Below are 16,997 nucleotides of genomic sequence, written 5' to 3'. Positions count from 1 at the left end.
TCTTCATGTCGGCATCCCGTCGGTATCCGGGCGGTATCTGAACGGTGCAATCTGGCGCCTCTGACACGGTTTCCCTGTCGGAAATATCCCGGGGGGCACGGGGGGCTGGCCCCCCGCCCCGGCCAGACCTCCCGCCCTATTGCAGATCGGAAAACGCCGCCTCCATCCGCTTGATCGCCTCTTCCACCCGCACCCTCTGGGTGCCGAGGTTGAACCGCTGGAAGCCTTCGCCGCCCGCCCCGAAGACCTCGCCGAAGTTCACCGCGATCTTCGCATCCTCCAGAATGCGCCGCTGCACTTCGGCAGGCGCCATCCCGGTGCCGGAAAAATCGACCCAGGCGAGGTAGGTCCCCTCCAGCCGCATTGCCTTCAGTCCGGGGATGGCGTCGATCCCGGCATCGAACAGGCGGCAGTTGCCGTCGAGATAGTCACAGAGCGCATCGACCCAGGCCGCGCCTTCCGGCGAATAGGCCGCCGTCGCCATGTGCATCGCGAAAGAGTTCGGCGAGATGCCGAGCGCGCCCATCACCGCCGCAAACCGGGCGCGCAGCGCCTTGTTGTGGATGATCACATTGCCGACATGGCCACCCGCCAGATTGAACGTCTTGGTGCTGGAGGTCATCATCACCAGACGGTCCTCGATGCTCTCGTCGACCAGCGCCATGGGCAGATGCGTCTGGCCGGGCATCACCAGATCATGGTGGATCTCATCGGACACCAGCACCAGATCATGACGCTTGGCAAAGTCGGCGACTCCCTGCAGCTCCTCCCGGGTCCAGACGCGGCCACCTGGGTTGTGCGGGGAACACAGGATGACCATCGATTCCTTGCCCGTCATCTGGGCATCGTAGGCCTCGAAGTCCATCTCGTAGCGGCCATCGTTCAGGGCCAGTTCACACTCGACGACCGCGCGCCCTGCAGCTTTGATGACGCGGGCGAAGGCGTGATAGACCGGGGTGAACAGCACCACGCCGTCGCCGGGCTGGGTATAGGCCTGAATGCAGAGGCCGGTGCCATTGACCAGACCATGGGTCGAGAAGATCGCCTTGGGGTCCAGCGTCCAGCCGTGGCGATTGTCCATCCACCAGCAGATCGCAGCCAGATAGGCACTGTCGTCGCCGAAATAGCCATAGATCCCGGTGTCGAGGTACGCCTGCAGCGCCGTTTGCACACAGGCAGGCGGGCGGAAATCCATATCCGCGACCCACATCGGCAGACCGTCCTCGGGGGACACGCCACAATAGCTCTCCATACCGTCCCATTTCGAGGAATGGGTGCCGCGCCGTTCGATGATCTCGTCGAAATTCATGGTCTCTCCTGTGGTTGGGGATGAGGCTATTGATTTGCACGCCCGGCGCAAGGGTGCGTGGCCTCTGGCGCGCTGGTGCGGGCAATATTGCGCAAGGGCAAAGCTTGTCCTACATGGGGCAGATGAAACGCCAGATCCTGATCCACCCCGACCCGCGCCTGAAGAAGCTGGCCGAGCCGCTGTCCGATATCTCGGATGCGCTGCGCAAGCTGTCCGATGACATGCTGGAAACCATGTATGACGCGCCGGGCATCGGTCTGGCCGCGCCGCAGATCGGTGTTCTGCAGCGCCTCGTCGTGCTCGACTGTGTCAAGGAAGAAGGCGAGGCGCCGCGCCCGCTGGTCATGTTCAACCCCGAGATCATCGCCGCCAGTGATGACATGCAGTCCTATGAAGAAGGCTGTCTGTCGATCCCGGATCAATATGCCGCTGTGACCCGCCCCGCCGAGGTCACGGCCCGCTGGATGGATCGCAACGGTGCCGAGCAGGAAGAGACCTTCGAGGGCCTTTGGGCGGTCTGCGTGCAGCACGAGATCGACCACCTCGATGGCAAGCTGTTCATCGACTACCTGACGCCGATCAAGCGCCAGATGATCACCCGCAAGATGCAGAAGCTGAAGCGCGAAATGGCCCGTGACTGAACCTTTGGGGGTCTGCTGAGCCATGGCGGTGCTGGACATCCTGCGCTGGCCCGACCCCAGCCTGAAGGCGGTCTGTGATCCGATCACGCCGGGCGAAGATGTCCGCGGCTTCGTCGCCGATATGTTCGACACGATGTATGCCGCGCCGGGCCGGGGGCTGGCCGCCAGTCAGGTCGGTGTGCTGGCCCGCGTGTTTGTGATGGACTGCACCTGGAAAGAGGGCACGCCGAGCCCGCGCGCCTGTCTCAACCCCGAGATCCTCTGGCGTTCTGACGCGATGGCGGTGCACACCGAGGGCTGTCTTTCGATCCCCGGAGTGAGTGCCGACGTGCCGCGCCCGGCCGAGGTGATCCTGCGCTGGCACGACCTCGACTGGGCGGTGCATGAAGAGCGGCTGAGCGGGTTCGAGGCGGTCTGTGCCCAACATGAATTCGATCATCTCGAGGGGCGGGTCTATCTCAATTACCTCGCTCCCGGCGCCTTGCGCGACCTGATGACAGCTTACGAGGTTCTGAAATGACATCCCGCCGTTGCATCCCCTGGCCCGACAAGCGCCTGCGCACCCCTGCCATCGATGTCGAGGAGATCACCGACGAGATCCGCGCGATCTGGCGGGACATGATCGACACGATGGAGGAAATGCCGGGAGTCGGCCTCGCCGCGCCGCAGATCGGTGTGATGCTGCGCCTCGCCGTTGTTGATGCCAGCGAGGAGCGCGGCAAGGTCGTGCGCATGGCCAACCCCGAGGTGCTGCACGCCAGCATCCAGCTGCGCCCACATGAGGAAGCCAGCCCGAACCTGCCCGGTGTTTCGGCCAAAATTGAGCGGCCCCGTGCCGTGACGGTGCGGTTTCTCAACGAGGCGGGTGAGGTCGAGGACAAGGACTTTGTTGGTCTCTGGGCAACCTCCGTGCAGCATCAGATCGACCATCTGGCGGGAAAGATGTATTTCGACCACCTGAGCAAGGTGAAGCGCGACATGCTGTTGCGTCGGGCCAAGAAGGCGGGCTGAGGCCGGGTGGCGGGGTGCCCCCCGCCCTACGTGCTGTGGCTGTGGCAGGGAGAGATGATATGCGTGTGATCTTCATGGGAACGCCGGAGTTTTCGGTGCCGGTGCTTGAGGCGCTGGTCGCGGCGGGGCATGAGATTGCCTGCGTCTATTGCCAGCCGCCACGGCCTGCGGGCCGGGGCAAGAAGGACCGACCGACTCCGGTGCATGCGCGGGCTGAGGAGCTGGGGCTGGAGGTCCGCCATCCGGTGTCGCTGAAGGGCGAGGCGGCGCAGGCCGAGTTTGCCGCGCTGAACGCTGACATCGCCGTGGTGGTCGCCTATGGGCTGATCCTGCCGCAGGCGGTGCTGGACGCGCCCGCGAAGGGCTGTCTGAACATCCATGCGAGCCTGTTGCCGCGCTGGCGTGGGGCCGCGCCGATCCACCGCGCGATCATGGCCGGGGACGCCGAGACCGGCATCTGCATTATGCAGATGGAGGCGGGGCTGGACACCGGGCCGGTGTTGCTACGCCGCGCAACGGCGATTGGGGCTGAGGAAACCACGGCGGAGCTGCATGACCGGCTGTCGCAGATGGGCGCGGCGCTGATCGTTGAGGCTTTGGCGCAGGTCGATGATCTGATGCCTGAGGCGCAGCCCGAAGACGGCGTGACCTATGCGAAAAAGATCGACAAGGCCGAGGCTCGGGTGGATTTCGCGCTGCCTGCGGAGGAGGTCGACCGGCTGATCCGGGGGCTGTCGCCGTTTCCCGGGGCTTGGGTCGAACATGACGGGCAGCGGGTGAAGCTGCTCGGCTCGCGGGTGGTCCGTGGCGAGGGTGCTCCGGGTGAGGTGCTGGATGATGCGCTGAGCGTGGCCTGTGGCGCGGGCGCTGTGCAGCTGCTGAAACTGCAGCGGGCGGGCAAGGGGCCGCAGACGGCGGATGTCTTTTTGCGCGGCGTGCCGATTGGCAAGGGCGCGCGGCTGGGGTGAGCCCCGCCCCCTTGGGGGCAGGGCTTTGGCGTCAGTAAGGCAGGGCGGCGCGGATCAGCAGGGCGACGGCGGTGATCCCGCCGAGGCCGATGATGTAGAGGCCCGCAAACCACAGGACACGGCGCATCAGTGATACCCCTCGTCCGGGTCAAGCTTGCCGCGGAAGACGTAGTAGGCATAGCCCGTGTAGCTGAGGATGATCGGCAGCATGATTGCCGCCCCCCAGAGCATGAACACCTGGCTGGAGCGCGGCGAGGCGGCGTCCCAGATGGTGATCGACGGCGGGATCACGTTCGGCCACATCGACAGGCCCAACCCCATGAAGCAGAGCGCGAACATCGCCAGCGCCAGCGCAAAGGGGGCCCAGTCGCGCCGCTTGGCAAACAGCGAGCGGGCAAAGCTGAGCGCGATGAGCGCCAGCAGAATCGGCACAGGCGCCGCCACCAGCATCGAGGGCCATGTGAACCAGCGCAGGTAATACTCGCCCGTCAGGAAGGGTGTGGCGAGGCTGACCGCGACGATGAAGATCAGCGTGGCCAGTCCGAGGCGGCGGGCCATGTGGCGCACGCGGGTCTGAATCGCGCCCTCCAGCTTCCAGTTCAGATAGCAGGTACCGAGCAGCGTATAGCCGCAGACCACGGCGACGCCGGTCAGCAGGGTGAAGGGGGTCAGCCAGTCCCACCAGCCGCCAGCATAGGCGCGGCCCTCGACCTTGATGCCCTGCAGCAGAGCGCCAAGGGTGATGCCCTGCATGAAGGAGGCGAGCAGCGAGCCCCAGAAGAAGGAGGCGTCCCAGGCACGGCGGGTGAAGCGGGAGCCTGAGCGCCAGCGGAACTCAAACGCGACGCCGCGAAACACCAGCGCCAGCAACATGATGATGATCGGCGGGTAGAGCGCGGGCAGCAGCACCGCGTAGGCCAGCGGAAAGGCCGCCATCAGGCCGCCCCCGCCAAGGACCAGCCAGGTCTCGTTGCCGTCCCAGACCGGGGCGACAGCGTTCATCAGCAGATCGCGGTCCTTTTTCTGTGGAAACAGCGGGTAGAGGATGCCGATGCCAAGGTCAAAGCCGTCCAGCGCCACGTAGATGAACACGGACAGCGCCAGCAGCAGCGCCCAGATGACGGTCAGGTCTGTGAGCATGTCGATCATTGTGCTGTCCCCCTGTCGGACGCGCTGTCGTAAGTCTCACCATGGACCGCGCCAAGGCCCGCGGCGTGCATCGGTCCGGCGCCATCCTTGATCCTCGCCTCGCGTGGCTCGGGTGGTTTGGACATCAGGCGCAGGATATAGGCCACGCCCGAGCCGAACAGCAGGAAGTAGACGACGACGAAGGCGATCAGCGAGGTGCCGACAGCCGCCGCATCGAGGGGCGAGTGCGAATCGGCGGTGGCGAGGTGGCCGTAGATCACCCATGGCTGGCGGCCGACTTCGGTCGTGATCCAGCCGGCGATGACGGCGACGAAACCCGAGGGCCCCATGACGACAGCGAGGCGGTGCAGCCAGCGGGCGTCATAGAGCTGCCCGCGCCAGCGCGCCCAGAGCGACCAGAGCCCGACGCCCATCATCAGGAAGCCAAGGCCCACCATGACGCGGAAGGACCAGAAGACGATGGCAACCGGGGGCTGCTGATCGCGCGGTATCGTGTCGAGCCCGCTGAGTGCACCGTTCCACGAATGGGTGAGGATCAGCGACGACAGCTTGGGGATCTCGATCTTGTACTTCACCGTCTGCGTGTCCTGATCGGGCAGGCCGAACAGGATCAGCGGCGCGCCGTCGGGGTGGCTCTGGAAGTGGCCCTCCATTGCGGCGACCTTCATCGGCTGATGCTCCAGCGTGTTCAGCCCATGGGCATCACCGAGGACGATCTGCAGCGGCGCGACAACAGCCGCCATCCACATCGCCATGGAGAACATGATCCGCACGCCGGTGTTGCGGCTGCGCCCGCGCAGCAGGTGCCAGGCACCGACCCCGCCCACGACCAGCGCCGTGGTCAGGTAGGAGGCCGTCAGCGCATGGGCCAGCCGGTAGGGGAAGGACGGGTTGAAGATGATTTCCAGCCAGTCAGCGGGCAGGTACTGGCCGTTTTCGCCCATGATAAAGCCCTGCGGCGTCTGCATCCAGGAATTCACCGACAGGATCCAGGTGGCCGAGATGGCCGTGCCGACCGCGACCATGGCGGTGGCGAACATATGCAGCCCCTCACCGACCTTCGAGCGACCGAACAGCATGATCCCGAGGAAGCCTGCCTCAAGAAAGAACGCCGTAAGCACTTCGTAGGCCATGAGCGGGCCGATCACCGGGCCGGCCTTGTCGGAAAAGACCGACCAGTTGGTGCCGAACTGGTAGGACATGACGATGCCCGACACGACGCCCATGGCAAAGACGATCGCGAAGATCTTGACCCAGTAGCGGAACAGCCTGAGGTAGGTTTCGTCGCGGGTCTTCAGCCACAGCGCGTTGAGCACGGCAAGGTAGCTGGCCAGCCCGATGGTGAAGGACGGGAAGATGAAGTGGAAGGACACGGTGAACCCGAACTGAATGCGGGCGAGTGTCACGGCGTCCAGACCGAGGAAGTCTTGCATGTGCGCCTCACTGGATTTGTCGCTGTCGTTTATGACGTTACCGGACCGGGAGGCCCATGCGGCGTTTGTGCCGCGCGACGTTATGGCCGGATCTCCCGCAGGGGTTGCGCCCGCGGTTTCGTGTTCAGCTTAGCAGAAAAAGATCACAGCGCGACAACGTTTTAGCCCCTGCGCGTGCAGGGGGGGAGAGAATGCCTTGTGCGGGGCGGCCGGGCTTACTTGAAGGGCGCCATTCCAGCGCGGGCGAGTTCGTCGGCGCGCTCGTTCTCGGGGTGGCCGGCGTGGCCCTTGACCCATTCCCAGGTCACGGTGTGGCGCTTTTGCGCCGCGTCGAGCTGTTGCCAGAGGTCGGCGTTCTTGACGGGCTGCTTGGCGGCAGTCTTCCAGCCGTTGCGCTTCCAGCCGTGAATCCAGCTGGTGACGCCGTTCTTGACGTACTGGCTGTCGGTGAAGATGGTCAGCTTGGTCGGGCGCTCCAGCGCCTCAAGCGCGTTGATCGCGGCCAGCAGTTCCATGCGGTTGTTGGTGGTATTGGCCTCGCCACCCTTCAGCTCACGCTCTTTGACGACCGTGGTGCCTTCGCGGGCTTGCAGCAGGGTGCCCCAGCCGCCGGGGCCGGGATTGCCGGAGCAGGCTCCGTCGGTGAAGGCGTAGAGATCTGGCATGGTCTTCGTCCTATGGCTGGAGGCGGTGACACCATGGGCGGCGGCCAAGGTCAAGTGGGCGGGGGCTGATGTGCCCCCGCCGGAGGGGTTTTATTGCGCCCATTCGCCCTTGCGGAAAACGGGGACGCGGGTGCCATCTGGCTTGATGCCGTCGATGTCGATCTCGTCGCTGCCGATCATCCAGTCGACGTGGATCATGCTGGAATTGCCGCCCTTTTCCGAAATCTCGGCCTCGGTCAGGGTCGCGCCGTCGAGGAAGCACTTGGAGTAGCACTGGCCAAGCGCGATGTGGCAGGAGGCATTTTCGTCAAACAGGGTGTTGTAGAACAGCAGGCCTGACGCGGAGATCGGCGAGGAGTGGGGCACGAGGGCGACTTCGCCCAGACGGCGCGCGCCCTCGTCGGTGTCGATCAGCTTGATCAGGTTGGCCTCGCCGCTGGACGCCGTGGCCGAGACGGCGCGGCCATCCTTGAAGGTCATCTCGATATGCTCGATCAGGTTGCCTTGGTGGGCGAGCGGTTTTGTGGCGCGCACGGTGCCGTTGACGCGGTGGGCGTGGGGGGTGGTGAAGACCTCTTCGGTCGGCATGTTGGGATTGCACATGACGCCGTTCTTCGCCTCGGACGCGCCGCCGTGCCATTCGTGGTCGTCGGCAAGGCCGATGGTCAGGTCGGTGCCGGGGCCGGTGTAGTGCAGGGCGTCGAAGCGCTGTGCGTTCAGCCATTGGGTGCGGGTGCGCAGGGCGGCATTGTGAGTGGTCCATTCGGCCACGGCATCGGTGCCGGTGACGCGCGAGGCGGCGAAGATCGCGTCGGCAAGCTTGGCAGTGGCGTCCTCGGCCGAGAGGTCGGGGAACATGCGCTGCGCCCACTCGGTGCCGGGGTAGCTGACGATGGTCCAGTTGATGTCGAAGTTGGAGATCTTCGACAGCGCGGGTTTGTAGGCGATGGAGTTGGCCTTGCCTGCGCGAGCGACCTTGGCGGCGTCGACCTCGGCCAGCAGCATCGGGTCGTCGCCGACGATGGCCATGCGGGCGGCGTTGTTGCCATAGGCCTCGGCCATGCCGTTGTAGAGCCAGTTCGGGGCGGTGTCGAAGGTCTCTTCATGGCCGTGCTGGTAGCGGGCGAGGGTGACTTCGGCGTCCGACAGGATCGGCGTGACGACGCCGGCCCCGGCGCGGTAGGCGGCGGCGGCGATGCGACGCACCAGCGGCAGGGCGGTGGTGGGAGCGGTCAGGATGAGGTCCTGACCCGGTTGAAGGTTGAGGCCGACCTTGACGGCCACCTCGGCCAGGCGGTCGAGGGCGGCGGGATCGATGGGATCTTTGCTCATGCGGGTCTCCTGCGAATGGGGTGGGCCGTTTGGGCCCCTTGCAGGCAGACTTAGCATATTCGCGGGGTGGGTCCACGGGGGGGAGAGGATAGAGGGGGCTCTGCCCCCGACTGCGGCCCCCCGAAGTATTTCGGGCAAGATGACAGGGGGGCGTGGTTCGGGCTGGGCAGGGGTTCCGCCTGGTGGGGCGGCTGGCCGGGCGCAGGGGGTGTTGGAGGACGTCGTGGCTGGGCCGGAATGCGGCGAGGCTCAGGCGGGTTGGCGCAGGACGCGGGGGACCTTGAACTCGACGTTTTCCTTGGCGGTTTCGACCAGTTCCTCGGTCACCTCGAAGCGGGCATGCAGGGCCGCGATGACCTCGTCCACCAGCACTTCGGGGGCGGAGGCGCCGGCGGTGATGCCGATGGAGCGGATGCCGGTGAGGGCGCGCCAGTCGATATCCGTCGCGCGCTGCACGAGCTGGGCGTAGGGGCAGCCCTGACGCGCGGCAACCTCGACCAGACGGCGGGAGTTCGAGCTGTTCGGCGCGCCGACGACCAGCATGGCGTCGATGCGGCCTGCCATGGCCTTGACGGCCTCCTGGCGATTGGTCGTGGCGTAGCAGATGTCTTCTTTGTGTGGGCCGGTGATGGTGGGGAAGCGGGCCTGCAGGGCGGCGACGATGCCGGCGGTGTCATCGACCGAGAGCGTGGTCTGGGTGACGAAGGCGAGGCGGGCCGGGTCGCGCACTGCGAGGGTGGCGACATCGGCCTCGGTTTCGACCAGCAGGACTTCGCCTTCCGGCAGTTGCCCCATGGTGCCGATGGTTTCGGGGTGGCCGGTATGGCCGATCATGATGATCTGCAGGCCAGCCTCGGCGTGCCGCTCGGCTTCGATATGCACCTTGGAGACCAGCGGGCAGGTGGCATCGACATAGATCATCTCGCGGCGCGCGGCCTCGGCCGGGACAGCCTTGGGCACGCCATGGGCGGAGAAGATCACCGGGCGGTCAGGCGGGCATTCGTCGAGTTCCTCGACGAAGACCGCACCGAGGTCGCGCAGGCTGTCGACGACGAACTTGTTGTGCACGATTTCATGGCGCACGTAGACCGGCGCGCCCCATTTCTGCAGCGCCATCTCGACGATCTTGATGGCGCGGTCGACGCCCGCGCAGAAGCCGCGCGGGGCGGCGAGGTAGAGGGTCAGGGGCGGCTTGGTCATGGCAGGTCTCTTTGACTGGAGGCGCCGCCAGTGTAGCGGGTCGCAACGGAACCTTCAAAGGGGCGCTGTCCGTCACCGGCAGCACCGCCCGCGTCAAGGGTGCAGGGCGGGGGCTGCCGGAGTCGGGTGCTGATCAGCTGGTGACGGTCGCGCGGGGGCGCGGGTCGTCGGTGTTGTCGCGCGGAGGGCGGCCGATGACATCCTTGAGCTCGTCCAGCTCAATGAAGTTGTCGGCCTGACGCCGCAGCTCGTCCGCGATCATCGGCGGCTGACTGCGGATGGTCGACACCACGGAGACGCGCACACCCTGACGCTGCAGGCTTTCGACCAGCGGGCGGAAGTCGCCGTCGCCGCTGAACAGGACGATGTGATCGACGCGCGGTGCAAGCTCCATCGCGTCGACGGCCAGCTCGATATCCATGTTGCCCTTGACCTTGCGTCGGCCCTGGCTGTCGGTGAACTCCTTGGCGGGTTTCGTCACCATGGTGAAGCCGTTATAGTGCAGCCAGTCCACCAGCGGGCGGATTGGCGAATATTCATCGTTTTCCAGCAGGGCTGTATAGTAAAAGGCACGCAACAACTTTCCACGGCGCATGAATTCCTGCCGCAGAAGCTTGTAATCTATGTCAAACCCAAGAGATTTTGCTGCAGCATACAAATTCGATCCGTCGATGAACAGCGCGAGCCGTTCGTCTTTATAGAACATAAAAAAAAACCCTTCTGGTTATCCGCCCCGGCCTGTGTGTGTGAGTGGTGTGCGAGGGTGGAACTAACTCTTCAAAATATAGCAAAATAACAATGCATCAAGTGAACGCGTGAGTCTAAATGATAGGTTGGAGACGTTTGTGACAAGATCATATTTGATAGCAATAGGCGGAAATTTGAATTCTGACGCAATGTCACCTGCCGAAATGGTGCAATCTGCGGTGGAAAAGCTGCGACAGGGGCCGGGGGCGCTGGGGCGGGTCAGCCGGTTTTTCAGGACGCCGGCCTTTCCCGCCGGAGCCGGACCGGATTTCGTCAACGCAGCGCTGGAGCTGAGCAGTGACGAGGCACCGGAGCAGCTGATGGCGCGGCTGCATGATATAGAACAATCGTTTGGCCGTGTCCGAGCGACGCGCTGGGGGCCCCGGTCACTGGATCTGGATCTTGTGGCGGGCGATGATCTGGTACTGCCCGACGTTGCAACACAGGCGCAATGGCGGGCTTTGCCAACAGAGCGGCAGAGTATCGATATCCCGGATAGGTTGATCCTGCCGCACCCGCGTGTGCAGGACAGGGCCTTTGTTCTGGTCCCGCTTTGCGACGTTGCGCCGCAGTGGATGCATCCGCTTTTAGGGCTGACAGTCGCGCAAATGTGCGAAAATTTACCACAGTCTGACCGGGATTGCGTGGTCGCACTTCCAGAATCCGCTTGTCAATAAGGGGCGGCAGGCATAAAACCACTCTCTCTACATCAATCCGCATCCAAGTTTTGAGGAGTGCCCCGATGGCCCGCGTTACCGTAGAAGATTGCGTCGACAAGGTTCCGAACCGCTTCGAACTGGTCATGCTGGCGGCCCACCGGGCCCGTGAGATCAGTGCCGGCGGCGCGATTACCGTGGATCGTGACAACGACAAGAACCCCGTTGTCAGCCTGCGTGAGATCGCCGAAGAAACGCAATCGGCAGATGATCTGCGCGAGCGTCTGATCTCGTCGAACCAATCGCAGATCGAAGTCGACGAACCCGAAGAAGACAGCATGGCGCTGTTGATGGGCTCCGAGCCTGCCGACAAGCCTGTCGAAGACGACATGAGCGAAGAAAAACTGCTGCGCGCGCTGGTCGAAGCGCAACGTCAGGGCTGATCCTGACCGGGCCTGCGCGGGCTGCCCCTAGGGGTATTCGCGCGGCCCTGATCTAAACGCAGATCATCGGCCAGGTCGCTGCAGGCCAACATAGCAAGGGCCGAACTGTGCGGGACAGCAAGTCCGATGGGGAAAGAAGTGCTGCCGGGGATCTGATCCCTGCGGACGATCTGATTGCGCTCGTCCGTGCCTATAACCCCAAGACAAACGAAAAACGTATCCGCGCCGCCTACGAGTTTGGCCGCGAGATGCATGAGGGCCAGATGCGCCGCTCGGGTGAGCCGTACTTCTGCCACCCCATCGCTGTTGCCAGCATCCTGGCCGAGCAGAAGCTGGACGATGCGACGATCATCACCGCTCTGCTGCACGACACCATCGAAGACACCAAGGCGAGCTATATGCAGATCGCCGAGCGGTTCAGCGAAGAGGTCGCGGATCTGGTCGATGGCGTCACCAAGCTGACCAATCTGCAGCTGTCCAGCACTGAGACCAAGCAGGCCGAGAACTTTCGCAAGCTGTTCATGGCGATGTCCAAGGACATGCGGGTGATTCTGGTCAAGCTGGCCGACCGTCTGCACAATATGCGCACCATCAAGGCGATGAAGCCGGAAAAGCAGGTCCAGAAGGCCCGCGAGACCATGGACATCTTCGCCCCGCTGGCCGGGCGCATGGGGATGCAGTGGATGCGCGAAGAGCTGGAGGATCTGGCGTTTCGCGTGCTCAACCCCGAGGGGCGCAACAGCATCATCCGCCGCTTCGTCAGCCTGCAGAACGAAACAGGCGACGTGATCGAACGCATCACCGGCGACATGCGGCGTGAACTGGCGGGCCACAAGGTGCCAGCCGAGGTCATGGGTCGCGCGAAAAAGCCCTATTCGATCTGGCGCAAGATGCAGGAGAAGAATCAGAGCTTCTCACGGCTCTCCGACATCTACGGCTTTCGTATCATCACCGAGACCGAGGACGACTGTTACCGTACGCTGGGGGTGATTCACCGGCGCTGGAAATCGATTCCGGGGCGCTTCAAGGATTACGTCAGCCAGCCGAAATCGAACGGCTATCGCTCGATCCACACCACGGTGTCAGGGCGCGATGGCAAGCGGGTGGAGGTGCAGATCCGCACCCGTCAGATGCATGAAGTCGCCGAGGCCGGGGTTGCTGCGCACTGGTCCTACAAGGACGGTGTGAAGGCCGAAAACCCCTTTGCGGTCGATCCGACCAAGTGGATCAGCGCCCTGACCGAGCAGATGGGGGCCGAGGAAGACCACGAAGATTTTCTCGAGGCCGTCAAGCTTGAGATGTATTCCGACAAGGTGTTCTGCTTCACGCCCAAGGGCGAGGTGGTCAAGCTGCCGCGCGGGGCGACCCCGATCGACTTTGCCTATGCGATCCACACGCGCATCGGCTCGGCCTGCGTCGGGGCCAAGATCGACGGGATGCGGGTGCCGCTGTGGACCCGGATCAAGAACGGCCAGTCGGTCGAGATCATCACCGCCGAGGGGCAGGAGCCGCAGGCGACCTGGCTAGAGATTGCGACGACGGGCCGCGCCAAGGCTGCGATCCGGCGCGCGCTGCGTGAGGTCGACCGCGAGCGGTATATCAAGCTGGGCCGTGAGCTGGCGCGCTCGGGGTTCGAGCATATCGGCAAGAAGGCGACCGACAAGGTGCTGGAAACCGCCGCCAGCAAGCTGCGGCTGGATGGCCGGGACGAGCTGCTGGCGCAACTGGGCCGGGCGGAGCTGCGCGTGGCGCGGGTTGTGGCGGTGCTGTACCCTGAGCTGTCTCCGAAAGATGACGTCGATGCGGTCAAGCGCGACCGTGCGCTTGTGGGTCTGGAAGAGGGTCAGAGCTTCAAGCGGGCGCGCTGCTGTCAGCCGCTGCCGGGCGAGCGGATCGTCGGCATCACCTGGCGCGGGCGGCCTCTGGCCGTGCATGCGATCGACTGCGAATCGCTGTCGGCCTATGAGGATCAGCTGGACCGTTGGGTCGATCTTCACTGGCAGGCCGGGCGTCACGCCGCAATTTACGCGGTGACGCTGGAATTGACGCTTGCGAACGATCCGGGCGTCCTTGGTCGGATTTGCACATTGATTGGTGAGCAGAAGGTCAATATCTCCAACCTTGAGTTCAAGGACCGTAAACCAGATTTTTTCCGGTTGCTGGTAGATATCGAATTGCGCGACGCCGAGCATTTGCACACGGTTATTTCGGCCATCGAGGCCGAGGGGGATGTGGCTTCGGTTTCGCGCCACCGCAACCCCGAGGAGCCGCCGGTGGCGCCGCCTCTGACCCCGCAGGGAGAGCCCGTTGGTCTTTAAACGAAGAGACAGACGGCCATACTGGAAGATCATTGCTGACTTCTTCTGGCCCAAGGGGGGCTGGGCGCGGGCATTCCACTACACCAAGCATCGGTTGCGCCGCCTGCCTGATACCCCTGAAAAGATCGCCCGGGGCATTTTTGCCGGGGTCTTTACGGTTTTTACACCCTTCTTCGGGATGCATTTCGTCGTCTCGGCGCTGATCGCCCTGCTGGTGCGTGGCAATATCATCGCGGCCCTGCTGGGCACCTTCCTCGGCAATCCTCTGACCTATGTGCCGATTGGCGCGATCTCGATCCAGACCGGCTACTGGATTTTGGGGATGCACATGCGCGGCGGTGGCGAAGAGCATCGCTCGTTCGGGGGCAAGTTCGTCGATGCAGCGGATGATCTGAAGAACAACCTGCTGGCGCTGTTCACCGATACCGATGCCAATTGGCATGGGCTGAGCGTGTTTTATCACGAGATCTTTTTCCCCTACATGATCGGTTGCATCATTCCCGGCATCGTCGCGGGGCTGGTCAGCTATTATATCTCGGTGCCCCTGATCCGGGCGTATCAGGCGCGTCGGCGCGGTGTGCTGAAGGCCAAACTGGCCGCGATCCGGTCCAAATCAGCGGCGGCGAAGGCCACGGTCGGCAAGGGCAAGTCGAAATCGAGCGGCGAGAAGGGCAAAGGCCTCTGACGCGACAGGCGGCTTTGCGGCGTTTGCGCGGGATTGGCTCTGGCCCTCGGCGCGGTGATCCGGCATTCATTGGGCGTCTCGGGGTGCTATGCCCCGATGGGAACGGGATTGCCGCCCTGCGCGGCCCCTGACAGGAGTGCCTGTATGAGCGAGCTTGCAAGACTGCGCCTTGGCGTGAACATCGATCACGTTGCCACCGTGCGCAATGCCCGTGGCGGGATCTATCCCGATCCGCTGCGCGCGGCGAAACTGGCCGAAGAGGCCGGCGCCGATGGCATTACCGCGCATCTGCGCGAAGACCGCCGCCATATCTCGGATGCCGATATCGAAGGGCTGGTCGCAACCCTGAGCGTGCCGCTGAACTTCGAGATGGCCGCGACGGATGAAATGCAGGCGATTGCGCTGCGCCACAAGCCGCATGCGGTCTGTCTGGTGCCCGAAAAGCGCGAGGAACGCACCACCGAGGGCGGGCTGGAAGTGGCGCGTGAGGAAAACCGGCTGGCGCATTTCATCGCGCCGCTGCGCGAGGCGGGCTGCCGGGTGTCGATCTTCATCGCCGCGGATCGCCGCCAGATCGAGGCAGCACATCGTATTGGTGCCGAGGTGATCGAGCTGCACACCGGCGCCTATTGCGATGCCCATGCCGAGGCGCACTTTGACGCGCGCGACGCGGAACTTGAGCGCCTGCGCGAGATGTCGGCCTTTGCCGCCTCGTTGGGGCTGGAGGTGCACGCGGGCCACGGGCTGACCTATGACACAGTGCAGCCGGTTGCCGCCTTTCCCGAGGTGCGGGAGCTGAATATCGGCCATTTCCTGATCGGCGAGGCGATTTTTCTGGGCCTTGGTCCCGCGATTGCCGAGATGCGCCGTCTGATGGACGCCGCGCGCGTCTCATAGGCACAGATGTCCCGGGCTGCGGCGTCCGGGACAGGAAGAGGGCATCTGATGATTCTGGGTATCGGCACCGATCTTGCGAATATCGAACGGATTGCCGCGACGCTGGAGCGTTTTGGCGACCGGTTCCGCAATCGCGTTTTCACCGAAACCGAACAGGCCAAGGCCGAGCGGCGCAAGGATGTTGCGGGCACCTATGCCAAACGCTGGGCGGCGAAGGAGGCCTGCTCCAAGGCGCTTGGCACCGGGCTGCGCATGGGGATTTCGTGGCGCGACATGGCGGTGAGCAACCTCGCCACCGGTCAGCCGGTGATGCAGGTGCAGGGCTGGGCGGCGGAGCGGCTGGCGGAGATGACACCTGCCGGGCACGAGGCGATCATTCATGTGACGCTGACCGATGATCACCCCTGGGCGCAGGCCTTCGTGGTGATAGAGGCGCGCCCGATTGCGCCCGGGCAGGGGGGCGCTGCCCCCGTCGCCAGAGGCGACTCCCCCGGAATATGAGGCAAGAAGAAGGCGCGAGGCCGGGTCGCGCTGGTTTGATCCGGGTGCGGCTTGACTTGACCCCGGCTGCCCCGCATGTAACGCGGGCTTGAGGGGCCGCTGGGCCCGATGCGCGAAACATCTATCGGAAGGACCGGCAGAGCATGGCCGACAAGCCCAAGGAAAGCGGCAATTTCATCTGGGAAACCGTGAAGACGATCTTTTGGGCGCTGCTGATTGCAGGGCTTTTCCGGACCCTCTTCTTTCAGCCGTTCTGGATCCCTTCCGGGTCGATGAAGGATACGCTGCTGATCGGGGATTTCCTGTTCGTCAACAAGATGGCCTATGGCTATTCCTATGCCTCCTGCCCGTCGATCAAGGTGGCAGGCCTCGATCTGGACGCCAAGGACATCTGTGGCTTTCTGGGCAGTGACGATGGCGAGGGCGGTGGCCGCATTCTGGGGCATGGGCCCGAGCGTGGCGATGTCGTGGTGTTCCGCCATCCGGTCACCGGCGAGGATTACATCAAACGTCTGATCGGCATGCCGGGCGACGAGATCCAGGTGCGTGATTCGCTGCTCTACATCAACGGCGAGCCGGTGAAGCAGCAGGATGGTGGCATCTTTACTGAGACGTATGAGCCTCAGGGCCCGCAGGGGCGTGCGCCGCTGTGTTCCAATGCGCCGGTCGGCATGGGCGGGGAATGCAAGAAGACCCGCATCATCGAGACGCTGCCCAATGGCGTGACCCACGACATTCTGGACATCCGCTATCAGAGCCAGGCGGATGACACGGGCGTCTACCGGGTGCCCGCCGGGCATTACTTCTTCATGGGTGACAACCGCGACAACTCGACCGACTCGCGCTTTGCGCAATCGGCGCGGGGCGTCGGCTTCGTGCCCGCTGCAAACCTGATCGGGCGTGCGGATCGGATCATCTTTTCCTCCGCCGGACGGTCGCTGTTGTTCTTCTGGGATTGGCGCAAGGACCGGTTCTTCCGCAAGGTAGACTGATCCTGCGGCAACATGTGCGGTCGACCCGGCCTTGCGCCGGGCGCCGGATG

At 64.2% G+C, this 16,997-nt stretch carries 18 protein-coding genes; 11 read left to right on the top strand and 7 right to left on the bottom strand.

The genetic code is table 11. The annotated features are described in order from the left end of the window. Window positions 1-136: 136 nt before the first annotated feature. Entirely contained in the window at window positions 137-1,309 is a 1,173-nt protein-coding gene (locus tag F3W81_RS13840; protein WP_193079719.1) for a MalY/PatB family protein, read from the bottom strand. 122 nt (window positions 1,310-1,431) lie between these two features. Between F3W81_RS13840 and def (F3W81_RS13835) the strand changes: the two genes are divergently transcribed. From def (F3W81_RS13835) to fmt, 4 genes are read left to right on the top strand one after another with little or no spacing between them, the layout of a single operon-like run. After that, window positions 1,432-1,950: a peptide deformylase gene (def, locus tag F3W81_RS13835; RefSeq protein WP_193083885.1), complete on the top strand. Its 519-nt coding sequence runs from the start codon at window positions 1,432-1,434 to the stop codon at window positions 1,948-1,950. A gap of 22 nt (window positions 1,951-1,972) precedes the next feature. Further along, window positions 1,973-2,470, top strand: a complete 498-nt coding sequence (def, locus tag F3W81_RS13830) for a peptide deformylase (protein ID WP_193079718.1) — start codon at window positions 1,973-1,975, stop codon at window positions 2,468-2,470. Continuing rightward, a complete protein-coding gene (gene def / locus F3W81_RS13825) occupies window positions 2,467-2,961 on the top strand; it encodes a peptide deformylase (RefSeq protein WP_193079717.1) in 495 nt (164 codons plus the stop codon). Before def (F3W81_RS13830) ends, def (F3W81_RS13825) begins: the two co-directional genes overlap by 4 nt. A gap of 59 nt (window positions 2,962-3,020) precedes the next feature. Next, a complete protein-coding gene (gene fmt / locus F3W81_RS13820; RefSeq protein WP_193079716.1) occupies window positions 3,021-3,929 on the top strand; it encodes a methionyl-tRNA formyltransferase in 909 nt (302 codons plus the stop codon). Between the two features lie 126 nt (window positions 3,930-4,055). Here fmt and cydB read toward each other — a convergent pair whose 3' ends face one another. The 6 genes from cydB to F3W81_RS13790 form a co-directional block, all read right to left on the bottom strand. Next, window positions 4,056-5,069, bottom strand: a complete 1,014-nt coding sequence (cydB, locus tag F3W81_RS13815) for a cytochrome d ubiquinol oxidase subunit II (protein WP_193083883.1) — start codon at window positions 5,067-5,069, stop codon at window positions 4,056-4,058. Between the two features lie 5 nt (window positions 5,070-5,074). Then, window positions 5,075-6,511, bottom strand: coding sequence for a cytochrome ubiquinol oxidase subunit I (locus tag F3W81_RS13810; protein WP_193079715.1), 1,437 nt, complete (start codon window positions 6,509-6,511; stop codon window positions 5,075-5,077). 215 nt (window positions 6,512-6,726) lie between these two features. Beyond that, window positions 6,727-7,176: a ribonuclease HI gene (gene rnhA, locus F3W81_RS13805; RefSeq protein WP_193079714.1), complete on the bottom strand. Its 450-nt coding sequence runs from the start codon at window positions 7,174-7,176 to the stop codon at window positions 6,727-6,729. A gap of 90 nt (window positions 7,177-7,266) precedes the next feature. Beyond that, window positions 7,267-8,508 carry an aminopeptidase gene (locus tag F3W81_RS13800; protein ID WP_193079713.1) on the bottom strand — a complete coding sequence of 414 codons (1,242 nt, stop codon included), beginning with the start codon at window positions 8,506-8,508 and terminating at the stop codon, window positions 7,267-7,269. A gap of 249 nt (window positions 8,509-8,757) precedes the next feature. Further along, a complete protein-coding gene (ispH, locus tag F3W81_RS13795; protein ID WP_193079712.1) occupies window positions 8,758-9,708 on the bottom strand; it encodes a 4-hydroxy-3-methylbut-2-enyl diphosphate reductase in 951 nt (316 codons plus the stop codon). Between the two features lie 133 nt (window positions 9,709-9,841). Further along, window positions 9,842-10,414, bottom strand: a complete 573-nt coding sequence (locus tag F3W81_RS13790) for a LabA-like NYN domain-containing protein (protein ID WP_193079711.1) — start codon at window positions 10,412-10,414, stop codon at window positions 9,842-9,844. Window positions 10,415-10,541: 127 nt separating this feature from the next. Between F3W81_RS13790 and folK the strand changes: the two genes are divergently transcribed. The 7 genes from folK to lepB all read left to right on the top strand — a co-directional run bounded on the left by folK (window position 10,542) and on the right by lepB (window position 16,947). Beyond that, window positions 10,542-11,132: a 2-amino-4-hydroxy-6-hydroxymethyldihydropteridine diphosphokinase gene (gene folK, locus F3W81_RS13785; protein WP_226941684.1), complete on the top strand. Its 591-nt coding sequence runs from the start codon at window positions 10,542-10,544 to the stop codon at window positions 11,130-11,132. A gap of 65 nt (window positions 11,133-11,197) precedes the next feature. Then, complete coding sequence (gene rpoZ / locus F3W81_RS13780; RefSeq protein WP_193079710.1) at window positions 11,198-11,554, top strand: DNA-directed RNA polymerase subunit omega; 357 nt, start codon at window positions 11,198-11,200, stop codon at window positions 11,552-11,554. Between the two features lie 152 nt (window positions 11,555-11,706). Next, on the top strand, window positions 11,707-13,872 hold the full coding sequence (locus tag F3W81_RS13775; RefSeq protein ID WP_193083881.1) for a RelA/SpoT family protein: 2,166 nt from the start codon (window positions 11,707-11,709) through the stop codon (window positions 13,870-13,872). Then, window positions 13,862-14,557, top strand: coding sequence for a DUF2062 domain-containing protein (locus F3W81_RS13770; protein WP_193079709.1), 696 nt, complete (start codon window positions 13,862-13,864; stop codon window positions 14,555-14,557). Before F3W81_RS13775 ends, F3W81_RS13770 begins: the two co-directional genes overlap by 11 nt. 144 nt (window positions 14,558-14,701) lie before the next feature. Next, a complete protein-coding gene (locus F3W81_RS13765) occupies window positions 14,702-15,454 on the top strand; it encodes a pyridoxine 5'-phosphate synthase (RefSeq protein WP_193079708.1) in 753 nt (250 codons plus the stop codon). A 48-nt stretch (window positions 15,455-15,502) separates the two neighbouring features. After that, on the top strand, window positions 15,503-15,955 hold the full coding sequence (gene acpS / locus F3W81_RS13760; protein WP_193079707.1) for a holo-ACP synthase: 453 nt from the start codon (window positions 15,503-15,505) through the stop codon (window positions 15,953-15,955). 143 nt (window positions 15,956-16,098) lie between these two features. Then, entirely contained in the window at window positions 16,099-16,947 is an 849-nt protein-coding gene (lepB, locus tag F3W81_RS13755) for a signal peptidase I (RefSeq protein ID WP_193079706.1), read from the top strand. Window positions 16,948-16,997 lie beyond the last annotated feature (50 nt).

The organism is Pseudooceanicola spongiae, from assembly GCF_014899185.1.
GTDB lineage: Bacteria > Pseudomonadota > Alphaproteobacteria > Rhodobacterales > Rhodobacteraceae > Pseudooceanicola > Pseudooceanicola spongiae.
This window is presented reverse-complemented; position numbering and strand designations above follow the sequence as displayed.

Bases quoted from the DNA above. Each gene is read 5' to 3' on its own strand.
- F3W81_RS13840 (WP_193079719.1), bottom strand. From the start codon at position 1,309: ATGAATTTCGACGAGATCATCGAACGGCGCGGCACCCATTCCTCGAAA.
- def (WP_193083885.1), top strand. From the start codon at position 1,432: ATGAAACGCCAGATCCTGATCCACCCCGACCCGCGCCTGAAGAAGCTG.
- def (WP_193079718.1), top strand. From the start codon at position 1,973: ATGGCGGTGCTGGACATCCTGCGCTGGCCCGACCCCAGCCTGAAGGCG.
- def (WP_193079717.1), top strand. From the start codon at position 2,467: ATGACATCCCGCCGTTGCATCCCCTGGCCCGACAAGCGCCTGCGCACC.
- fmt (WP_193079716.1), top strand. From the start codon at position 3,021: ATGCGTGTGATCTTCATGGGAACGCCGGAGTTTTCGGTGCCGGTGCTT.
- cydB (WP_193083883.1), bottom strand. From the start codon at position 5,069: ATGCTCACAGACCTGACCGTCATCTGGGCGCTGCTGCTGGCGCTGTCC.
- F3W81_RS13810 (WP_193079715.1), bottom strand. From the start codon at position 6,511: ATGCAAGACTTCCTCGGTCTGGACGCCGTGACACTCGCCCGCATTCAG.
- rnhA (WP_193079714.1), bottom strand. From the start codon at position 7,176: ATGCCAGATCTCTACGCCTTCACCGACGGAGCCTGCTCCGGCAATCCC.
- F3W81_RS13800 (WP_193079713.1), bottom strand. From the start codon at position 8,508: ATGAGCAAAGATCCCATCGATCCCGCCGCCCTCGACCGCCTGGCCGAG.
- ispH (WP_193079712.1), bottom strand. From the start codon at position 9,708: ATGACCAAGCCGCCCCTGACCCTCTACCTCGCCGCCCCGCGCGGCTTC.
- F3W81_RS13790 (WP_193079711.1), bottom strand. From the start codon at position 10,414: ATGTTCTATAAAGACGAACGGCTCGCGCTGTTCATCGACGGATCGAAT.
- rpoZ (WP_193079710.1), top strand. From the start codon at position 11,198: ATGGCCCGCGTTACCGTAGAAGATTGCGTCGACAAGGTTCCGAACCGC.
- F3W81_RS13765 (WP_193079708.1), top strand. From the start codon at position 14,702: ATGAGCGAGCTTGCAAGACTGCGCCTTGGCGTGAACATCGATCACGTT.
- acpS (WP_193079707.1), top strand. From the start codon at position 15,503: ATGATTCTGGGTATCGGCACCGATCTTGCGAATATCGAACGGATTGCC.
- lepB (WP_193079706.1), top strand. From the start codon at position 16,099: ATGGCCGACAAGCCCAAGGAAAGCGGCAATTTCATCTGGGAAACCGTG.